This is a genomic window from Scandinavium sp., from assembly GCF_032012665.1.
In the GTDB taxonomy this organism is placed as follows: domain Bacteria; phylum Pseudomonadota; class Gammaproteobacteria; order Enterobacterales; family Enterobacteriaceae; genus Scandinavium.
On sequence record NZ_DALZVG010000001.1, the window covers coordinates 253,228 to 269,672 of the forward strand.

Annotated in this window: 15 protein-coding genes; 6 read left to right on the forward strand and 9 right to left on the reverse strand. The window is 53.7% G+C overall.

Going from position 1 to position 16,445, the window contains the following annotated elements; translation table 11 throughout:
* Positions 1 to 49 precede the first annotated feature (49 nt).
* Positions 50 to 1,291 (forward strand): MFS transporter, encoded by a 1,242-nt coding sequence (locus RTU33_RS01165; RefSeq protein WP_409438212.1) that lies wholly within the window; start codon positions 50 to 52, stop codon positions 1,289 to 1,291.
* A 76-nt stretch (positions 1,292 to 1,367) separates the two neighbouring features.
* Here the strand turns inward: RTU33_RS01165 and RTU33_RS01170 are convergent, their stop codons facing one another.
* Complete coding sequence (locus RTU33_RS01170) at positions 1,368 to 2,153, reverse strand: DeoR/GlpR family DNA-binding transcription regulator (RefSeq protein WP_312624726.1); 786 nt, start codon at positions 2,151 to 2,153, stop codon at positions 1,368 to 1,370.
* Between the two features lie 282 nt (positions 2,154 to 2,435).
* On the opposite strand from RTU33_RS01170, the gene RTU33_RS01175 reads away from it, so the two are divergent.
* The 3 genes from RTU33_RS01175 to RTU33_RS01185 are packed head-to-tail and all read left to right on the forward strand — an operon-like array spanning position 2,436 to position 5,536.
* Positions 2,436 to 3,878, forward strand: coding sequence for a glycerol kinase (locus RTU33_RS01175; RefSeq protein WP_312624727.1), 1,443 nt, complete (start codon positions 2,436 to 2,438; stop codon positions 3,876 to 3,878).
* A 9-nt stretch (positions 3,879 to 3,887) separates the two neighbouring features.
* Positions 3,888 to 5,114 (forward strand): ethanolamine utilization protein EutH, encoded by a 1,227-nt coding sequence (gene eutH, locus RTU33_RS01180; RefSeq protein ID WP_312624728.1) that lies wholly within the window; start codon positions 3,888 to 3,890, stop codon positions 5,112 to 5,114.
* Positions 5,115 to 5,173: 59 nt separating this feature from the next.
* Positions 5,174 to 5,536 carry a DUF1937 family protein gene (locus RTU33_RS01185; protein ID WP_312624729.1) on the forward strand — a complete coding sequence of 121 codons (363 nt, stop codon included), beginning with the start codon at positions 5,174 to 5,176 and terminating at the stop codon, positions 5,534 to 5,536.
* A gap of 83 nt (positions 5,537 to 5,619) precedes the next feature.
* On the opposite strand, the gene RTU33_RS01190 is transcribed toward RTU33_RS01185, so the two are convergent.
* From RTU33_RS01190 to hisD, 8 genes are all read right to left on the reverse strand, one after another.
* Positions 5,620 to 6,831: an FAD-dependent oxidoreductase gene (locus tag RTU33_RS01190; RefSeq protein ID WP_312624730.1), complete on the reverse strand. Its 1,212-nt coding sequence runs from the start codon at positions 6,829 to 6,831 to the stop codon at positions 5,620 to 5,622.
* Positions 6,828 to 8,225 (reverse strand): NAD(P)/FAD-dependent oxidoreductase, encoded by a 1,398-nt coding sequence (locus RTU33_RS01195; protein ID WP_312624732.1) that lies wholly within the window; start codon positions 8,223 to 8,225, stop codon positions 6,828 to 6,830. The genes RTU33_RS01190 and RTU33_RS01195 overlap by 4 nt, the downstream gene beginning before the upstream one ends.
* A gap of 176 nt (positions 8,226 to 8,401) precedes the next feature.
* Positions 8,402 to 9,586 (reverse strand): cupin, encoded by a 1,185-nt coding sequence (locus RTU33_RS01200; protein ID WP_312624733.1) that lies wholly within the window; start codon positions 9,584 to 9,586, stop codon positions 8,402 to 8,404.
* A gap of 14 nt (positions 9,587 to 9,600) precedes the next feature.
* Entirely contained in the window at positions 9,601 to 10,383 is a 783-nt protein-coding gene (locus RTU33_RS01205; RefSeq protein WP_312624734.1) for an aldolase/citrate lyase family protein, read from the reverse strand.
* Positions 10,365 to 11,105 carry an alpha/beta hydrolase gene (locus tag RTU33_RS01210; protein ID WP_312624736.1) on the reverse strand — a complete coding sequence of 247 codons (741 nt, stop codon included), beginning with the start codon at positions 11,103 to 11,105 and terminating at the stop codon, positions 10,365 to 10,367. The genes RTU33_RS01205 and RTU33_RS01210 overlap by 19 nt, the downstream gene beginning before the upstream one ends.
* A complete protein-coding gene (locus RTU33_RS01215) occupies positions 11,102 to 12,304 on the reverse strand; it encodes an MFS transporter (RefSeq protein WP_312624738.1) in 1,203 nt (400 codons plus the stop codon). The genes RTU33_RS01210 and RTU33_RS01215 overlap by 4 nt, the downstream gene beginning before the upstream one ends.
* Before the next feature lie 14 nt (positions 12,305 to 12,318).
* Positions 12,319 to 13,083, reverse strand: coding sequence for an SDR family oxidoreductase (locus RTU33_RS01220; protein ID WP_312624740.1), 765 nt, complete (start codon positions 13,081 to 13,083; stop codon positions 12,319 to 12,321).
* A 10-nt stretch (positions 13,084 to 13,093) separates the two neighbouring features.
* Positions 13,094 to 14,401, reverse strand: a complete 1,308-nt coding sequence (hisD, locus tag RTU33_RS01225; RefSeq protein ID WP_312624742.1) for a histidinol dehydrogenase — start codon at positions 14,399 to 14,401, stop codon at positions 13,094 to 13,096.
* 186 nt (positions 14,402 to 14,587) lie between these two features.
* Between hisD and RTU33_RS01230 the strand changes: the two genes are divergently transcribed.
* Positions 14,588 to 15,604 carry a LacI family DNA-binding transcriptional regulator gene (locus tag RTU33_RS01230; protein ID WP_312624743.1) on the forward strand — a complete coding sequence of 339 codons (1,017 nt, stop codon included), beginning with the start codon at positions 14,588 to 14,590 and terminating at the stop codon, positions 15,602 to 15,604.
* A 391-nt stretch (positions 15,605 to 15,995) separates the two neighbouring features.
* Positions 15,996 to 16,367 carry a hypothetical protein gene (locus RTU33_RS01235; RefSeq protein WP_312624744.1) on the forward strand — a complete coding sequence of 124 codons (372 nt, stop codon included), beginning with the start codon at positions 15,996 to 15,998 and terminating at the stop codon, positions 16,365 to 16,367.
* Positions 16,368 to 16,445 lie beyond the last annotated feature (78 nt).

The following is a 16,445-nucleotide window of genomic DNA, read 5'->3' on the forward strand; positions in this document are numbered from 1 at the left end:
CCCGCTATGACTGAGGGGTTTTTATAAAAGATTCGTTCTAATGGGCATAATGACAAATCAGGATGCGAATATGTTTAAACAATTATTCACCCGCCGGGAAATTTACCTTTTCTTTATAATGAGCTTGTTATTTTTTATCTGCATTAATGGTTATGATGCATTTCTTGCTTCCTATATGGTGCAACATAATATCCCACCTGAAATTATTGGTTTAATTATGGGAGCCACAGGTCTGGCGACGGTGTTATTACGTTTCCCATTGAGTGTGGTGTCGGGGACATTGCATAACCGCAAGATTTTTATCCAGCTTAGTCTTATATTGCCGATGATTATGTGGCCTATTGCCTATATCCATACCAATGATATAACCCTCTATATCGCCAAAACCTCATCGGGCATCGCCTCCGCGACCTGGGTGCTTTATAACATCATGTTTATTCGCTATTTCAGTAAGCATGAAGCCCCGGCGGCTGTTGCCCTGCTGGCACTCGCAAGCCCTGTCGGCGTTTTTTTAGGAAATACGCTGTGTGGCATCATCGTGCAGAACTTCCCGCCAAATCTTGGCTTCTTGATCCCAAGCATTGCGGCCTTGGCGGCGCTACTTATCTCTTTGTTCTTAAAGGAACATATCGAAACCCCGGTAAAATCCAGACTGGAAGACTGCTTCAAAAGTGCATGGGGTCAGCTGACCGATCGCACCATTTGGCTGGTGGGGATATTGTGCGCGATTGTGCTACTGGTGCCTTTCGCCACGCGCGATACTCTGACGCCGATTTATATGCTGAAGCTGGGCAATAAGGGCATTTTGATCGCCGCGCTGAGCAACCTTCATTTGTTGTTCTATGCACTGGCCGTCGCGCTGTGCAGCGCCTTCTTCTATCCGCGTTTGGGGTTAGTCAAAACGGCGGTGATGGGTTCTCTGCTACAAGCTATTGCCGCACTGGGTATTCCCATGACGCAAAACTATGTGGCGATTTTCGCCTTTCAGGCACTGGCAGGCTTTTCGTTTGGCATGGCTTTCGCCGTCATGATGTCACTCAGCGTGGTCAATACCACCCCTGAAGAGCAAACCGCACGGATGGGGCTGTTCCAGACTATCTACTCGACGGGAATGTTCTGGGGGCCGGTACTGATGGGGGTCATGTTGAAATACTTCAGCATGCAGGCGGGGTATATGCTGATTGCGGCCCTGTCCTGCATTGCCGCTCTGCTGATTGCCCTGGCGGCAAGGCTGGTTCAACAGAGGACGCCGCGCTACCCCATTGAAATTGGAGCAGAAAAAAGGGCTTAACAGTCAGTGGAAAATAATAATGGCCGTGGTGGAACACACCGCGGCCATTTTCACCTGGGAGCAAAAAACCGGATGATTACTCCGCGTCGGCCTTAGCGAAGGTCACGCGCACATTGGCTGGGAACCTGCCTTTTTTGGCAGAAGCGCCTTCATTGGTGGTAAAAAGGTAGTGAATTTTCTCCCAACCGCTGACCAGCGTGGTCGCGTGGTTATGCAGCTTGTGCCCATCCGCCAGAACGACCGTGCGGCTGCTATTTTCAATCATTTGCCGGGCGACTGAGGCTTCATTGATGTCCTGGTCCATCACGCCCACCTCCGCATGGACTGCCCCGGCGCCTATCACGGCATAATCCACAAAGAAGCGTTTGATGTTTTCCAGAGCAATGGCACCGACACATTCAAATTTTGAGCTGATGAACTCGCCGCCTATCAAAATGGTTTTTATGGTGTCATTTTCATGCAGCACATTGGCGATGAGTGGCGAATTGGTAATGACGGTTAGCTCATTGACTTCAACCAGTTGGCGGGTAAATTCCAGTGTGGTACTCCCGAAGTCGACGAAAAGCGAATCGCCGGGTTTAAACAGTGTTACCGCGCTACGGGCAATGGCTTTTTTCTCTGACGCCGCAATTTTTGCGCGCTCATTGAACTCCATTTCGAAAGCAAATTGGCTGCTGACCGCCCCACCGTGGATTTTCTTTATTAGGCGCTGCTCTTCCAGTCTATTCAAATCGCGCCTTATCGTTTCCTGAGAAACCTGAAATATGTCAGCAAGCTCATTCACAAAAACTTGACCATTACTTTTTAGTTTTTCCAGAATGATGGCTCTTCTCTCCGAAGAGCTGACGACTTCAGTATTCATTTATGTTTCCTGATCGCTTTATTTTTTCTCAAGGCAGGACATAGAGAAATGCCCAGCATATTTTCCAGCATGGCAATTATACATTACCAGCATAAACGTCCTTATCCTTTTGTGTAACACTTATCCTGTCCGGACAAATTAAAACACCTCGTAAAAGTGATCTTAGTCACAAATTGTCGCTGCGCCACGCCTTTATGTTGCCTTTATGTGACTTTTATGTAATTTTCAACATAAAAACAACACACAAACAACAATTAAATCACACCATCAAGTGAGAAAGCTATGTTGAACCAGCGTTATGCCGCTATTGACCAGGGAACAACCGGGACACGCGTGGTGGTCTTTTCTGAAGACGGAAAGCACCACTCACCCGCCAGCGTTTCCCATAAACAAATCACACCCAATCCAGGCTGGGTTGAGCACGATCCCCTTGAAATTCTGCGTAACATCCGCAATTGCCTCGGCAGTTGCAACGTGGTTGACGCTATTGGCCTGGCGCATCAAGGGGAGAGCGTCGTCGCGTGGGATTCACGCAGCGGGCAGCCCCTCTACAATGCCATTATCTGGCAAGATCAGCGCACTGAAAACGTCGTCCGCGCCCTGAAGCACGACGGCGTGGAAGAGATGGTCAAAGCTCGCTCTGGCCTGCCCCTGGACACCTATTTCTCAGCCAGCAAATTGGGCTGGATCATGCGCAATGTACCGGGTGCGGAGTCCTTGTCCAGGCAGGGGCGCCTGCGCCTTGGTACCATGGATGCATTCTTCCTGTTTCACCTGTGCGGCGAACATGCGACCGACTACAACTCTGCTTCGCGCACCTCATTGTTTAACATTCATACGCTGAAATGGGACGAAGAACTGTGCCGCCTGTTCGGCGTGCCGATTGATGCGCTGCCGAAAGTCAAAGATAACGTCGGTCACTTTGGCGATGTCACCCTTAATGGCAACACCATGCCGCTGACTGCCTGCATCGTGGACCAATTCGCTGGCACTTATGGTCACGGCTGCCTGTCTGCGGGCCAGATGAAAATCACCTTTGGCACTGGCGCGTTCCTGCAATCCATTACCGGGCATCAAATTCCTGACCCAAAAGACTCCGGGCTGCTGCCCACGCTGTGCTGGAAAATGCCAGGCGAAGCCCCGGTCTATGGGCTTGACGGCGGGGTTTACAATGCCGCTTCCGCCATTAACTGGGCGCGGAAAATCGGCCTGTTTACCGATATCGAAGAGTTCAGCGATTTCCCTACAGAGCCTGCCATCTCACGCGGGCTGGCCTTTGTTCCGGCGTTATCGGGGCTGGGTTGCCCCTATTGGGATCGCTCCGCCGCGGGCCTTTGGGCGGGCCTGTCTCTGGAAACCGAACGCAAAGATATGCTGCAATCCATTCTGGAAGGCATTGCCGTTCGCTCCGCCGAAGTCATTGCCGCTATGGAAAAAGTCGGGCTGGTGGGCAAGTCAATTTCAGTCGATGGCGGGCTGGCAACCAATCATTATTTCAAGCAATTCCTGGCCAATTTACTGCAAAAAAACATTGTTACCCCGAGCAACAAAGAGATGACGGCTCAGGGCGTAGCAATGCTGGCGCGCCGGGGCTTAGGGGTTGAGCGCGAATTAAAAATCAACAGCCAGTACGAAGTGATTAAACCCTTGGGAAATGACCTGTCGCACCTGTTCCTGCGCTATCAGGACATTATTTCCCGCGCCCGTAATTTGCGTCAGGAATAAGGGGGAACGATGTCGGAAATCGGCAATTTCATTATCTATATCATCATGGCGGGCACGCTACTGGGGGCATTCGCGTCAGTGGTACGCCCCGAAAGCGGGCTTGGCCGTGAGTTCGTCAACGGCATTCACTCCATCGGCCCGGTGTTTTTAGCGCAAGCGGGCATCATGGCGGCGCTCCCCCTGCTGACCCACCTCATCATGCAAACCGTGGGGCCGCTGTTTCAGGCTATGGGGTCAAATGCCGCCATCGCGGCGCTGTCGGTGATTGCCGTCGATATGGGAGGATACCAGCTGGCGAACGCGCTGTCTGCCAACCGGGATATGTGGATCACCGCCATGCTGGTGGGCTATACCTCCGGTGCCAGCATTGTATATCTCATCCCCGTTGGGCTGATTATGCTCAAGAAAGCCGACCATAAGTACCTGGCATTGGGGGCAATGGCTGGGCTGATTAGCATCCCGTTTGGTGTGCTGATTTCCCTGATGGCCATCACCTTTTATAACGTGCCGGTCAGGGAGATTATATCCACCACGTCGTCCATCAATTACGCGCTCACTATCGATTTCTTCACCGCGCTTAAACTGCTGGCTCCGCTGTTTGCTTTCTGTTTCATTCTGGCGATTGGTCTAAAATATTGGCCGATTCTCATGGTTAACGCTTTCCTTATTTTCGGCAAGCTGATAGACGCTTTTATCAAAATCGTCCTCGCGCTTTGCATCATCGAACACTTTACGGGGGTGTTTTCGCGGCTGTTTGGTGGCTGGATTTTCGACCCGCTGTTTGCCGACGAAAAAAGCTTATACCGTTCAATCGAAATCGCCGGTTACATTGGCATCATGCTGGCAGGCACCTTCCCGATTTGCTTCCTGTTCCAAAAATACTGCCAGAAACCAATGCGTTATATCGGGAAAACTCTTCGTCTGACCGACGCTGGCGCGCTGGGGCTTATCATGGTTCTGGCCAATATCATTGCCGTTTACCACCTGTTTCGCGAGATGCGCGCCAGAGACAAAGTGTTATGCATCGCCTTTGGCATCTGCGCGCAGGCCACCCTGGGCGACCATCTGGCGTTCACGGCTAATTTCCAGCCTTCTTTGGTGATCCCCATCATGGCAGGTAAGTTCTTTGCGGGAGTCCTCGCCATTGGCATCGCCATCGTAATTTCCGTGCCAGCTGCCGAGCAGCTGGAAGCAGACACCGCACCGCCCGAACCCGCAAAAGATCTGATCGCCTGAATGGCCTCGATTCTCTCTTTACATCACTACTCCCCCTATAAATATGGAGCCGACACCTCATGAGAAAGATTTTTCTAGCCTGCCCTTATAGCCACGCTGATGCCAATGTCGTCAATCAGCGTTTTGAAGTCTGTAATCAGGTAGCGGCAGCCATTATTGAGTCAGGTAATGCCGTTTTCAGCCAGGTCACCATGTCCCACCCCATTAATCTGGCTTTTCAGCACACAGAGAAAAGCGAAGTTGGCAAACGCTGGGCGCCCGTTGACGCCCTGTTCATGGACGCCATGGAAGAGCTCATCATTATTGACCTGCCGGGCTGGGATAAAAGCGTGGGAATTCAGCGCGAAATTGCCTTCTTCAAACAGCGTGGGCAGCGCGTGAGTCTGTGGTCAGAAAGCCAGAATGAGTTTGTTAATAGCTGAGTGAATTGTTTGAACTGAATTTATTGAATTGAATAAATGAAAAAAGGGGCCAATGGCCCCTTTTGCTTACAGATAAATTCACTTTATTTGGCTTCGATTGAAATACGCAGTGCGCTGTGTTCCGTCACGCCACTCATATCAATGTCCTTAAGCATAATACGGCGTTCAGGCATGCAGCGATAACGGCGGCGATACAGCTCCTTATCGCCATCACGCACCACCACGTCTCCCTTCACCGGGCGCTGCACGCGAATGTTAAAGGTGGTTTTGCTGTCAGTATCATCAAGGCGTACTACGCTCGGCGCCGAAATGCGGATCACCTCGTCGTGCTGTACCGCCACGAATGTCGACGTGTCGCGCACGGACTGCAATGAATGGGCGATAGTCGCGCCAATGCGTATCCCTTCCTGGTAGCACTGGTCGCCCATATCGGCGGGGTGAGTCATGTTACCAACGGCGTAATAATTGGCATCCGAGCAGGCGCCGTGCTGATCAAACAGTGGCCGCCCGGTGGTAGCGTCGAACGCCAAATGGCTTTTTCGCACCAGAGTATATTCGCCGGTAAATTTGCCGGTGAAAATCACACTATCGCAGGCCAATGTTTGCTGGGTGCCCTTGCCCGATATCTCAATTCCTTCAACCCGCCCGCTGCCGACAATGCGCGATACGTGGCTGTTCAGGTAAACCGGTACATTAAGCAATTTGGCGAACAGTAAACAGAGACGCCAGGCCGTGGGGCGCGGGCCCTCTTCAACCATCGCCACGGCGCGTACTCCTGCGCTTCTCAGCGTCCAGATGGCGGAGAAGCTCACCAGCTCCGTGCCGACAATCACCGGATGGTTACCGGGCTTAAGCCCACGCAGATAGACGAATTGCTGCAATGCACCCGCCGTCAGCACACCTTGCGGGCGAACACCGCTGACCAACCTTGGGTGACGTGGCGTTTCCCGGACCCCTGTCGCCAATACGATTTTCCGCGCCCGCAGGGTCTCTATGCCGCCATCTGACGAGATTTCGATCTGCCCATCGGGTAGCAAGGCGGTCACCGTGGTGGCAGTCCGAATCGGATAGTGCACATATTCCAGCAGCTTTTTGGCCCAGGTATGCCCTTTCATTGGCCGCCAAAAGGTCTGCAAACCAAAGGTCGGGTGACGACAATGCTTTGGCACCCCGCCCGGCTGACTTTCTCGCTCGACCAGCAGCACGTCTTTCACGCCAGCGTCTTGCAATGCTCGCGCCACGCCCAGCCCGGCCGGACCTGCGCCAATGATAATAACGTCATACAACTTGCTCATTTTACCTGCCCCGTGATCAGCGTGTTGTCCATCCGCTCGCCGATGATCTCAGCCACATTGTTGCTACAGAAAAATCCGTTGCAGCGCCCCATCATGACCCGTGTGCGGCGGCGCAACCCGCCAATACAGCCCGGAGGAACAGCAGAATCAAACGCCGCCTCAAGCTCGCGCCGCGTAACCAATTCACAGTGGCAAACCACGCCCCCATTGCCAGAACAGGTGTAGTCGCGCGGCGAGTATTCCGACAGCATCGGCATCGTCGGCCATTCCAATACGGCAGGCGGCGTCATAGCAAACAGGGCGGGGAAACGCTGGAGGTACTGAGTTTCCAGATGGCTGGCAATACCTAGCGCGGCAGTCAGCCCGGTGGAACGAATGCCACCGACGGTGATCCACTGTTTCTCGGGATAAGGGCAAATTCGGTACTCTTTCAGCTCAGTCGCCGGGCGCAACCCGGCATAGGTGGCAGTCACGCTGTAGTCGGTCAGAGAAGGCAGGATGCGCTTCCCCTGAGCAATCAGCGATTTCAGCACCTCTTCGTTGACCTCCGCGCGATCGCGGTCGACCTGCTCCTCCGCCGTAGGCCCGAGTAACAGATTGCCAAAGATGGTTTTCGACAGCAAAACGCCCTTACTGCGTGCCGTGGGCACGGGCAGGATAATGGCATTGATTTGCGCGGAGGCCGGTTTGTCGAACACTAAAAATTGGCCTTTGCGCGGTTTGATTTCAAACTCCGGCGTATGCCACAGCGCATCGACATGGTCGCCATGATTTCCCGCGCAGTTGATGACTAACGCCGCGCGATACAACGCGCTCTGGGTTCGCAGCGCCCACTGACCATCATTGAATTCGGCACCCAGCACCTCGGCGTTAAAACGATACTGTCCACCGTGCTTCACGGCTTGGGTCATGTAAGCCAGCGGGCTGCTCCAGGGGTCAATAATCCCTTCGCCGGGGACGATAACGCCGCCCAGAGCCCCTGCTGCCAGATGGGGTTCACGCTGGTAAACCTCTTCTGAGGACAGCTGGCGAACATCCAAAACACCATTTTCATGTGCCTGCTGAATGATGCCCGGCAGCGCCGCTAACTGCTCGTCATTCCACGCCACCACGATGGCACCGGTTTCCAGCAGCGGCAGGTTCATTTTTTGGTGAATGGCTTTGTATTCGGCATAACCTGCCTGCATGCAAGCCAGCTCAAGGCTGCCCGGCGGGGCGTCAAAGCCGGTATGAAGAATGGCGCTGTTCGCTTTACTGGCACCAGAGAGGATATCTTCGCCCTTCTCCAGCAACAGTGTGCGTGCCCCCATTAGCGTGAAACGGCGAAAAACCGCACAACCAATAACTCCGCCACCAATGATGACGACATCAAAATCCTGAGTCTTCTGCTCCATAGAAATTAGCCCATGCCTGAATGATGACCTAATATCACCACGAAACAACACCAAAAACAACATTAACAATAAAAAAACAACACAAAAACCACAGATGAAAATTAAAATTACAGAAACAAAAAAGCCACCTGCAATGCAGGTGGCTTTTAGAGAAGCACGGAACAACGCCAGCTGGGCTACTTGTCGAGGCGAGCCAGATAGGCATGATGGGCGTTTATCGCGACTTTGCGCGCCGTCAGCGGCAGGACATCGGCGGAGGCAATGTAGCCATCAGGATCCAGCACCCAGCCCTTCTGCTCGGCCGCCGCAATAATGTCTTCATCCCAGTAAAGTGCTTTGCGCTGATCGCCACGAGTAGTGAGCGTGACTTCGCACTCGCCTTCCAGGGTACGATACTGCCGCCAGCTGTTCTCTGGAATCGAGATAACAGAACGCTCCGGTGCCACCAGCACCACTTCTTCGCCATCCCGGTTAAAAGTCACCTCCAAAGTCCCTTTGAATACCATGATGACCTGCACCTGCTCGCAGCGATGGCGCCCTATCTTGCCGCCCGCCGCCAGCTTCAGCCACTCCACAGAGAAGCCATGCGGGCGAATAATCTTCGGCTGATTATTGCGATCCTGGCTGATACCAAAGCCAATTACCGGCGCAATTTCGGCCCCGTGGCCGGGCAGAATAGCATCCAGCAAGCCCTGGGAAGACCACACGCGCTGTTCGCCGGTCACAGCAAATTCGGCCATCTGCTGCGGTGAATAGTGCGTCAGAGAATCAATGTAAGATTGCGCCAGTTCCGGCATCAGCTGTGCTTCATCCGGGATCGCCTCGCCCTTTTCGGTATCAATCAGCATGTTGTCGCGGCTGAGGTACAACCCATATTCCTTCGCGGCCTGCATGACCGACGGGTGCCAGATGATGCCGCCGGTATTGTCTCCGCCAAGCACGGTGAACACCCAGCCGTTGGTGTCCGTCGGGGAAGCGTTGGTAAAGCCACGGAAAATCCACGTAGGAATAGACAAAATAGTCGGTGCGCTAAATGTCGCCTCATTTTCGCCGTTTGCCCCCCAGCGGAACCGCCAGCTTCCCTCGTGAATCAAGAAAACTTCCGCCGTGAAGTGCAGGTGCAGGTTGTTAGTCACGCCCTTTGGCATCGCCGCTGCGCCAATATTAAAACCGTGCGGCAAAGGGATATTGATCACCTGCTCAGAGGATTGGGTCACGCCAGGCCCGATAAAGGAGTAGTTCTGCTTGAGGTTCGACCCCGGCAGTTTACAGTCAATAAAAGCCACGCTGCACGACACCATATCTTCTGGCGTAACCAGACGTTTACGGGCTTCTTCGGTAGTCAGAATCGTGTTTTTCATAAGTTTTCCATCCATTAATAGCCGGAACCGGAACGGGCTGGAGGGATTTCGCCGCGGGCCTGTGCTACGGCATCACGTCCAGCCTGAGAAAGTTGCATGACATCGTTCGCGGGAGTGACCAGAGTGAAACCTTGCGCAATACGGTCTGCCGCAGCCTTACCAGAGGTGCAGAAGATCCCGGCGATTTTTTTGGCGGCGCGCGTGCGATCCAGAACGTACTCTATCGCCGCCAACATGTCTGGATGCTGTGACTCGGCACTGGCCGTGCCGGTCAGCGTCAGGGAAAGGTCGTTAGGGCCAATGAAAATGCCGTCCAGCCCGTCCACCTCAAGAATGGCGTCGAGATTTTTCAACCCGTCGCGCGTTTCAATCATCGCCAGCGTCAGGATCTGCTCATTGGCGTGCTGCGGGTAATCTTTGCCGCCATAGAGCAAGGCCCGGGCTGGCCCAAAGGAGCGATTCCCCAGCGGCGGGTAGCGGCAGGCAGCGACAAAACGACGGGCCTCCTCGGCGCTGGAGACCATCGGGCAGATGATGCCGTAAGCTCCCGCATCAAGCAGTTGCATGATCAACGCGCCGTCGTTGTGCGACACGCGAGCGATTGGCGTAGCGGGCGTGGAGGACAAAGCCTGAAGCATGGTCAATGCTGAGGCGAAGTCAATCATGCCGTGTTGCATATCAACCGTAACCGAGTCATAACCGTGATGGCCGACGATTTCAGCACTGTAGCTGCCTGGAATGGCCAGCCAGCCGTTGATGATGGGTTGCTTGCGCTGTTTTAGCGGGTTGAGTCGCATAAAAAAACCTCGTTTATCCATGAATGTAAGGCGGTGGCTGTATCTTGCGCTGCCTCGAGCGGCACAAAATGGCCCACCGAAGGCAATACTTTCCAATGTGCCAAAGGTGCGGCCTGCTGCACCGCGCGATGATGTTCAGTCGTGCAAATCGGGTCTTCTTCCCCACTGAGAATCAAGACAGGAACCTTGAGACTCCCCAGTGATTCCCGATGGTCCACGCGGCTAATGGCGATTTCCGTTTGCGCGGCAAACACCTCGACACCGCTGCGTTGCGCCATCGCCACAATCCGCTGCTGCAATGCAGTATCCGATTGCCGCTGGCGGGCGACATAACGCGGCCAGAGCTGCTCGGCGATAAACGTCCCCATCCCCTGCACTCTGGCTTGCGCCACGGCGGCTCGCCTGATGGGGGCATTTTCGGGGCGGTCAGCAAACGGATTGACGGAAATCAGCGCCAACCCGGCGACACGAGCCGGCGCGATGGACTGTATTTCCAACGCCACCATCGCTCCCAGTGAGAAGCCGCACAGGCAGAATCGAGCAGGTAAAACCGCCAGCAGGCGTTCAGCCGCGGCTTTAGCCGAATCATCCCCCTGCAGCGTGAAACAGTGCACGCTGCTGACGTTAAGTTGCGCCAGCATCGGCTGCCAGAGTTGCTCGTCGCACAGGGTGCCGCCAAGCAGAATTAACGGAACAGAAACATTGCTGATAGGTTGCATCATAGAGCGGGCGCAGTGTCAGGTTCAGGTTCGCGGCGAGCTTCCACCATACGAATTATTTGTTGGATCAACAAGATAGAGATAATGGAGATAATGCCGACCACCAGAAAACCCTGCTTAATCGCAAAGTAGTATTTGATGTAGCCCACCATTACTGGCCCGAAGAAAATGCCGGCGGAGTAGACGCTTTGATATAACCCGACGCGGGTTGACTGCTGCCAGACGGGAGTATGAGTCACAATCAGCGAGTTGAGCACGGTGAGGATCATACCGAAAGCCACCCCGGCCAGCGCCTGCAAACCATACAGCACCATAATGTTGGGCGCGTAAGGCATCGCCATGGCAATGACTCCCTGCAGCACGCCGCCAATCATCGCCGTTTTCGCTAACCCGAGTCGGCGGTAAAACACCGGGGCGCAGAGTGCGGTAGACAGTGCGTAAAAGACCAGGTGGATACTGCTCAGTGTCGCCAGCGAAGCCGATGCCATACCAAAACCTTCTGCCAGCAGGGGCGTCAGGGTGTCTCGCGTGGCGAACGGCACCATCATCACCACTGCGCACAGGCCGCCGAGATACCAGACGGATTTATCCGTCAGTTGGCTGCGTACTGCCGATTGGGCCGCCTCTTTCCGCGCCCTTTCTGGCCGACGTTCACGAATAAAGAAGGTCAGAACCAGCGCCAGCGTCGCGGCCATCGACGCTACCAGGAAACTCGACTGCGGGCCAAAGTGGCGCGCCATAAAACCGGCAAGCGTGATACCAATAAAGGTGCCGACCGGCGAGGTGACACTCAGCAACGCGATGGCCGCCGCCGCCTCCAGCGGCGGGAAAAACGCCACAAACATCACGTTGTAAATCACCCACGTAGCGCTGGTGACACCATCGGCAAGCTTGGCGATAAACAGCGTTTCAGCCGTCGGGTGTATAAAGACCATCGGCCACGACAAAATGGTGAACAGCAGGCCAATTTGAATGATGCATTTACGGTTGTGAAACTTATCTGAGAGTATCCCTGTGGGGAATCGCAGCAGCATCGACGCCAGCCCGGTAGCCCCGATAATCACCCCCATGGTTCGCGCTTCGACATTCAGCGACGTGATATAGGGCGCTAAAAACGGATCAAATGCATGAATGCTCACAAAAAAAAGCAAACTGATAATAAAGAACAGCACGACGTCACGACGTAAGATTTTCAGCGACATAATTACCTCCAGATTCAGGACGCGGTCCAGCCACCATCGACCATTAATGCGGTGCCGGTGATCAGCGCTGAGGCCGGTGAAACAAGGAAAACCACTGGCCCCATCACATCTTCCAACTGTCCTAATCTCCCCAGTTTGATGTTACTCAGAACTTGCTGATGGAAAGCCGGGTCAGCCAGAGAGATGCGCGAAAGCTCGGTTTCGATGAAGGTCGGGCATAGGGTATTGACACGAATGCCGCAGGGGCCAAGTTCAATCGCCATGGCGCGGGTCATGCCCTCCAGAGCAAATTTCGAAGCGCAGTAGACACTGCGCATCGTGCCGCCCACATGGCCCATTTGTGACGAGATGTGCACGATAGATCCATGAATTCCAGCGTCTTTCATTTTGCGCACCACCTGCTGAGATACAAAGAACGTGGCGCGCACGTTGACGTCCATCACCGCGTCGTAATCTTCACGATTCACCTCGGTGAAGTGCTGATGCCGTGCCAGCCCGGCGCTGTTGATCAGAATATCCAACGCCGGTAATTGTTCGAGTGCGTGCTGGACGTCGGCAGGCTGGGTGATATCAACCGCTACCGAATGGAGCTGCAGACCTGCCTCCCTGGCCGTACTCACCGCGAGATCCAACTGGGCGCGATCTCGTGCAGCAATCCACACTTCAGCGCCAGCCTCGGCCAACGCCAGCCCGGCGGCAAATCCTATGCCGCGCGAGCCTCCTGTCACTAAAGCGCGTTTTCCATCCAGACGAAAACTCGGGGTTTTTGGCAACGACATAGTTACTTCCTTATTCAACAATACCGGCGTAAGGAACATTTTTATGACCATAGCGGCGAACACGAATATTGGCCTGCTCGCCGTGACCGGCAAAGCCTTCCAGTGCACACAGGCGCGAACAATATTCGCCGACACAGGCCGAAGCTTCATCCGTCAGCACTTTTTGATAGGAGCAGGTTTTGAGGAATTTGCCTACCCACAGGCCGCCGGTGTAACGCGCTGCTTGCCTGGTCGGCAATGTATGGTTGGTGCCAATGACCTTGTCGCCATAGGCCACATTGGTGCGTGGGCCAAGGAACAGCGCACCGAAATTACTCAAATTCTGTAAGAACCAGTCAGGATTGCGCGTCATCACCTGAACATGTTCGAAAGCCAGCCCGTTGGCGATATCACGCATTTCTTCATCATTCTCGGCTACAATCACTTCGCCAAATTTAGCCCAAGACTGCCGCGCGATGTGTGCCGTAGGTAAAATCTCCAACAGACGTTCAATTTCCGCCAGCGTTTCTATCGCAAGTTTTTCTGAAGTGGTCAGCAAAATGGCCGGAGAGTCCGGCCCGTGCTCGGCCTGGCCTAATAAATCAGTGGCACAGAGTTCGCCATCAACGCTGTCATCGGCAATCACCAGGGTTTCCGTCGGTCCAGCAAACAGGTCAATCCCCACGCGTCCGAACAGCTGACGTTTGGCTTCGGCCACAAAGGCATTGCCGGGTCCCACCAGCATATCGACAGGGGAAATGGATTCGGTGCCAATGGCCATTGCCGCCACGGCCTGAATGCCGCCGAGGCAGTAAATTTCATCGGCTCCCGCCATATGCTGCGCCACCACAATGGCGGGCGCAGGCTTACCGTTAAAAGGCGGCGCGCAGGTGATGATGCGCGGCACGCCCGCCACTTTGGCCGTGATAACCGACATATGGGCCGACGCCAAAAGAGGATATTTTCCCCCCGGCACATAACAGCCAGCCGCGTTAACCGGGATGTTTTTATGGCCCAGGATCACCCCCGGCAGGGTTTCAACTTCAATGTCGACCATGCTGTTGCGCTGGTGCCGGGCAAAATTGCGCACTTGCTCCTGAGCAAAGGCGATATCAGCAATATCGCGTTCTGACAGCTGCTCGTAGCAGTCTGCAATCTCTTCTTTGGTCAGCCGATAGCTGTCACGATCAAGGTTATCGAAACGAATGGAAAGCTCGCGAACTGCCTGATCTCCGCGTTCGGCAATATCGGCCAGAATACTTTCTACCGTTTCCCGCACCTTGCGATCTGCAGTTTTAATCGCCTCTGCTTCTGCCCCTTGTTTAAGCCACTTTGCCATAATTTTTACTCCAGAATGTGTCGCTCACGGTAAATGAATTCGAATGCAATACATATATAGTCACGGCTAAATACGGAAATAAACCCCTAATGCATTCGAATGCAACACGGATCGCAAAAATTATGCATCGCCGCTGCAATCCCCCATAATGTCGTTCACGGTATTTTTATCAGAAGGGAGCTCTTTATGTCTGAACGCATGCGCCGCCCCGTCACCAGTTACGATGTCGCGAAATTGGCCGGTGTTTCACAATCTGCGGTATCACGTGCTTTCACCGAAGGGGGAAAAGTCTCGGCCTCCACCCGTGAGAAAATCAAAGAAGCTGCAGCGCAGCTTGGCTATCGCCCAAGCTTTGTCGCCCGCTCGCTGATAACTCGCCGCTCGAACCTGGTTGGCGTGGTCGTGCCCGGCTTGATGAATCCGTTTTATGCGGGCCTGGTTGACAAATTATCATATGTATTCAATGAGATGGGATATAGCATCCTGCTTTTTTCCATGCATAGTGATGGCAGTACCGACCCGATTATGGAAGATGTATTGCGCCATCGGGTCGAAGCGCTGATTTTGGTTTCCACCATGCTCTCTTCACGTTTTGCCGAAGAATGTCAGCAAAATGGCCTGCCGGTACTGCTTTTAAATCGTACCAATGGCAGCAAAAATGTTTCCAGTGTGACCAGCGACAATATTCGAGGCGGCGCGCAAATCGCCGATTTTCTGGTGGCGGGTAAACACCGCCAATTGGCCTTTATGGCCGGGCTGGATACCTCCTCCACCAGCCGCGACCGTGAGCAGGGATTCATTGAACGTCTGCAGTGGCACGGCGTGGCACCGCCGCTAAGAGTCCAGGGCTTGTACACTCTTGAAACCGCGATGGAAGCGACACGCAGTCTGCTCAAGGGCAAAAAACGCCCCGACGGCCTCTTCTGCGCCAACGACATTATGGCGATCGGCGCACTGAACGTGGCGGTCGGCGAGTTCGGTTTGGTGGCTGGACAAGACATATCGATCATTGGTTTTGATGATATTGTGATGGCTGACTGGCCGTTATTCAAACTCACCACCTATGTTCAGCCCATGGACGAAATGGTGAACTCCGCCGTGCGCATCATTACCCAGCAATTTGCCGACCCGGGCTCTCCCGCCGTGCAACAGGTCCTGACCGGCAAGCTGGTGGTACGCCGTAGCGCCCGCCTGCCGATATAGTGCCCTTCCCCGTTATGCCACGTACTAATTCATTTTGCTCTAATACCAGAATGATCGACCCAGAATGAGGTATATCTTTAGGACTTGACGTTTCTTTGTTAGCAACTCTCTCTGGTTGATTTAGAGATTACGGGATGGACTGCGGTACGCAGTAAGGATAGTAGTACCAGACCCCATGACGGGAGAGCATAAGAGACATCGTGCAGTCCAACTATAGGGCAGGATCGTCTACCGGGGCGGGGTCAGTCCAAAAAGCCATGTACAAACTTTGCTAACCCCTCTGACAGAAGACACCTCAACTCCATGTATGCAAGGTGGAAGACAACCATTTGCTGGTACTTCCTGCCATAACTGAGTAACCTCGTTCAATCAGTGAACAAAAGGAAACATTATGGAATTCCTCCAAGGCAAAGACAGCTTTAACGAGATGGCAACTGGAATCCTGGTGAAACTGTTTGCGGACTATCCGGCTTACTCATCTTTCGATTTTTCAGACTTCGGTTGGAAGCCCAGAGAAGACAGAACTCAGATTGACCTGCTGTGCAACACACTCCAGGCTCTCAGCGATATGGGTTATATCGAAATAATCTCTTCAACCGATATGGACAGCGCCGCCAAGTTAACACCTCGTGGTTTGAATTTACTTCAACAGCAGGCACCTGGTGCAGGCGATGCAGTTATTAACGTTCTCAAAGGAGCAGCAGGTGAGACCCGCTCTGCGGTAATCGGTGCCATCATCGGTTGGATTTTTGGCGGGAAATAATTGGGTTTAAATACCCGTTAATTGCGGTTAATTGATAGAAAATCCTGTCTGTTGTCACTGGCTCGCCTGTAGGGTGTG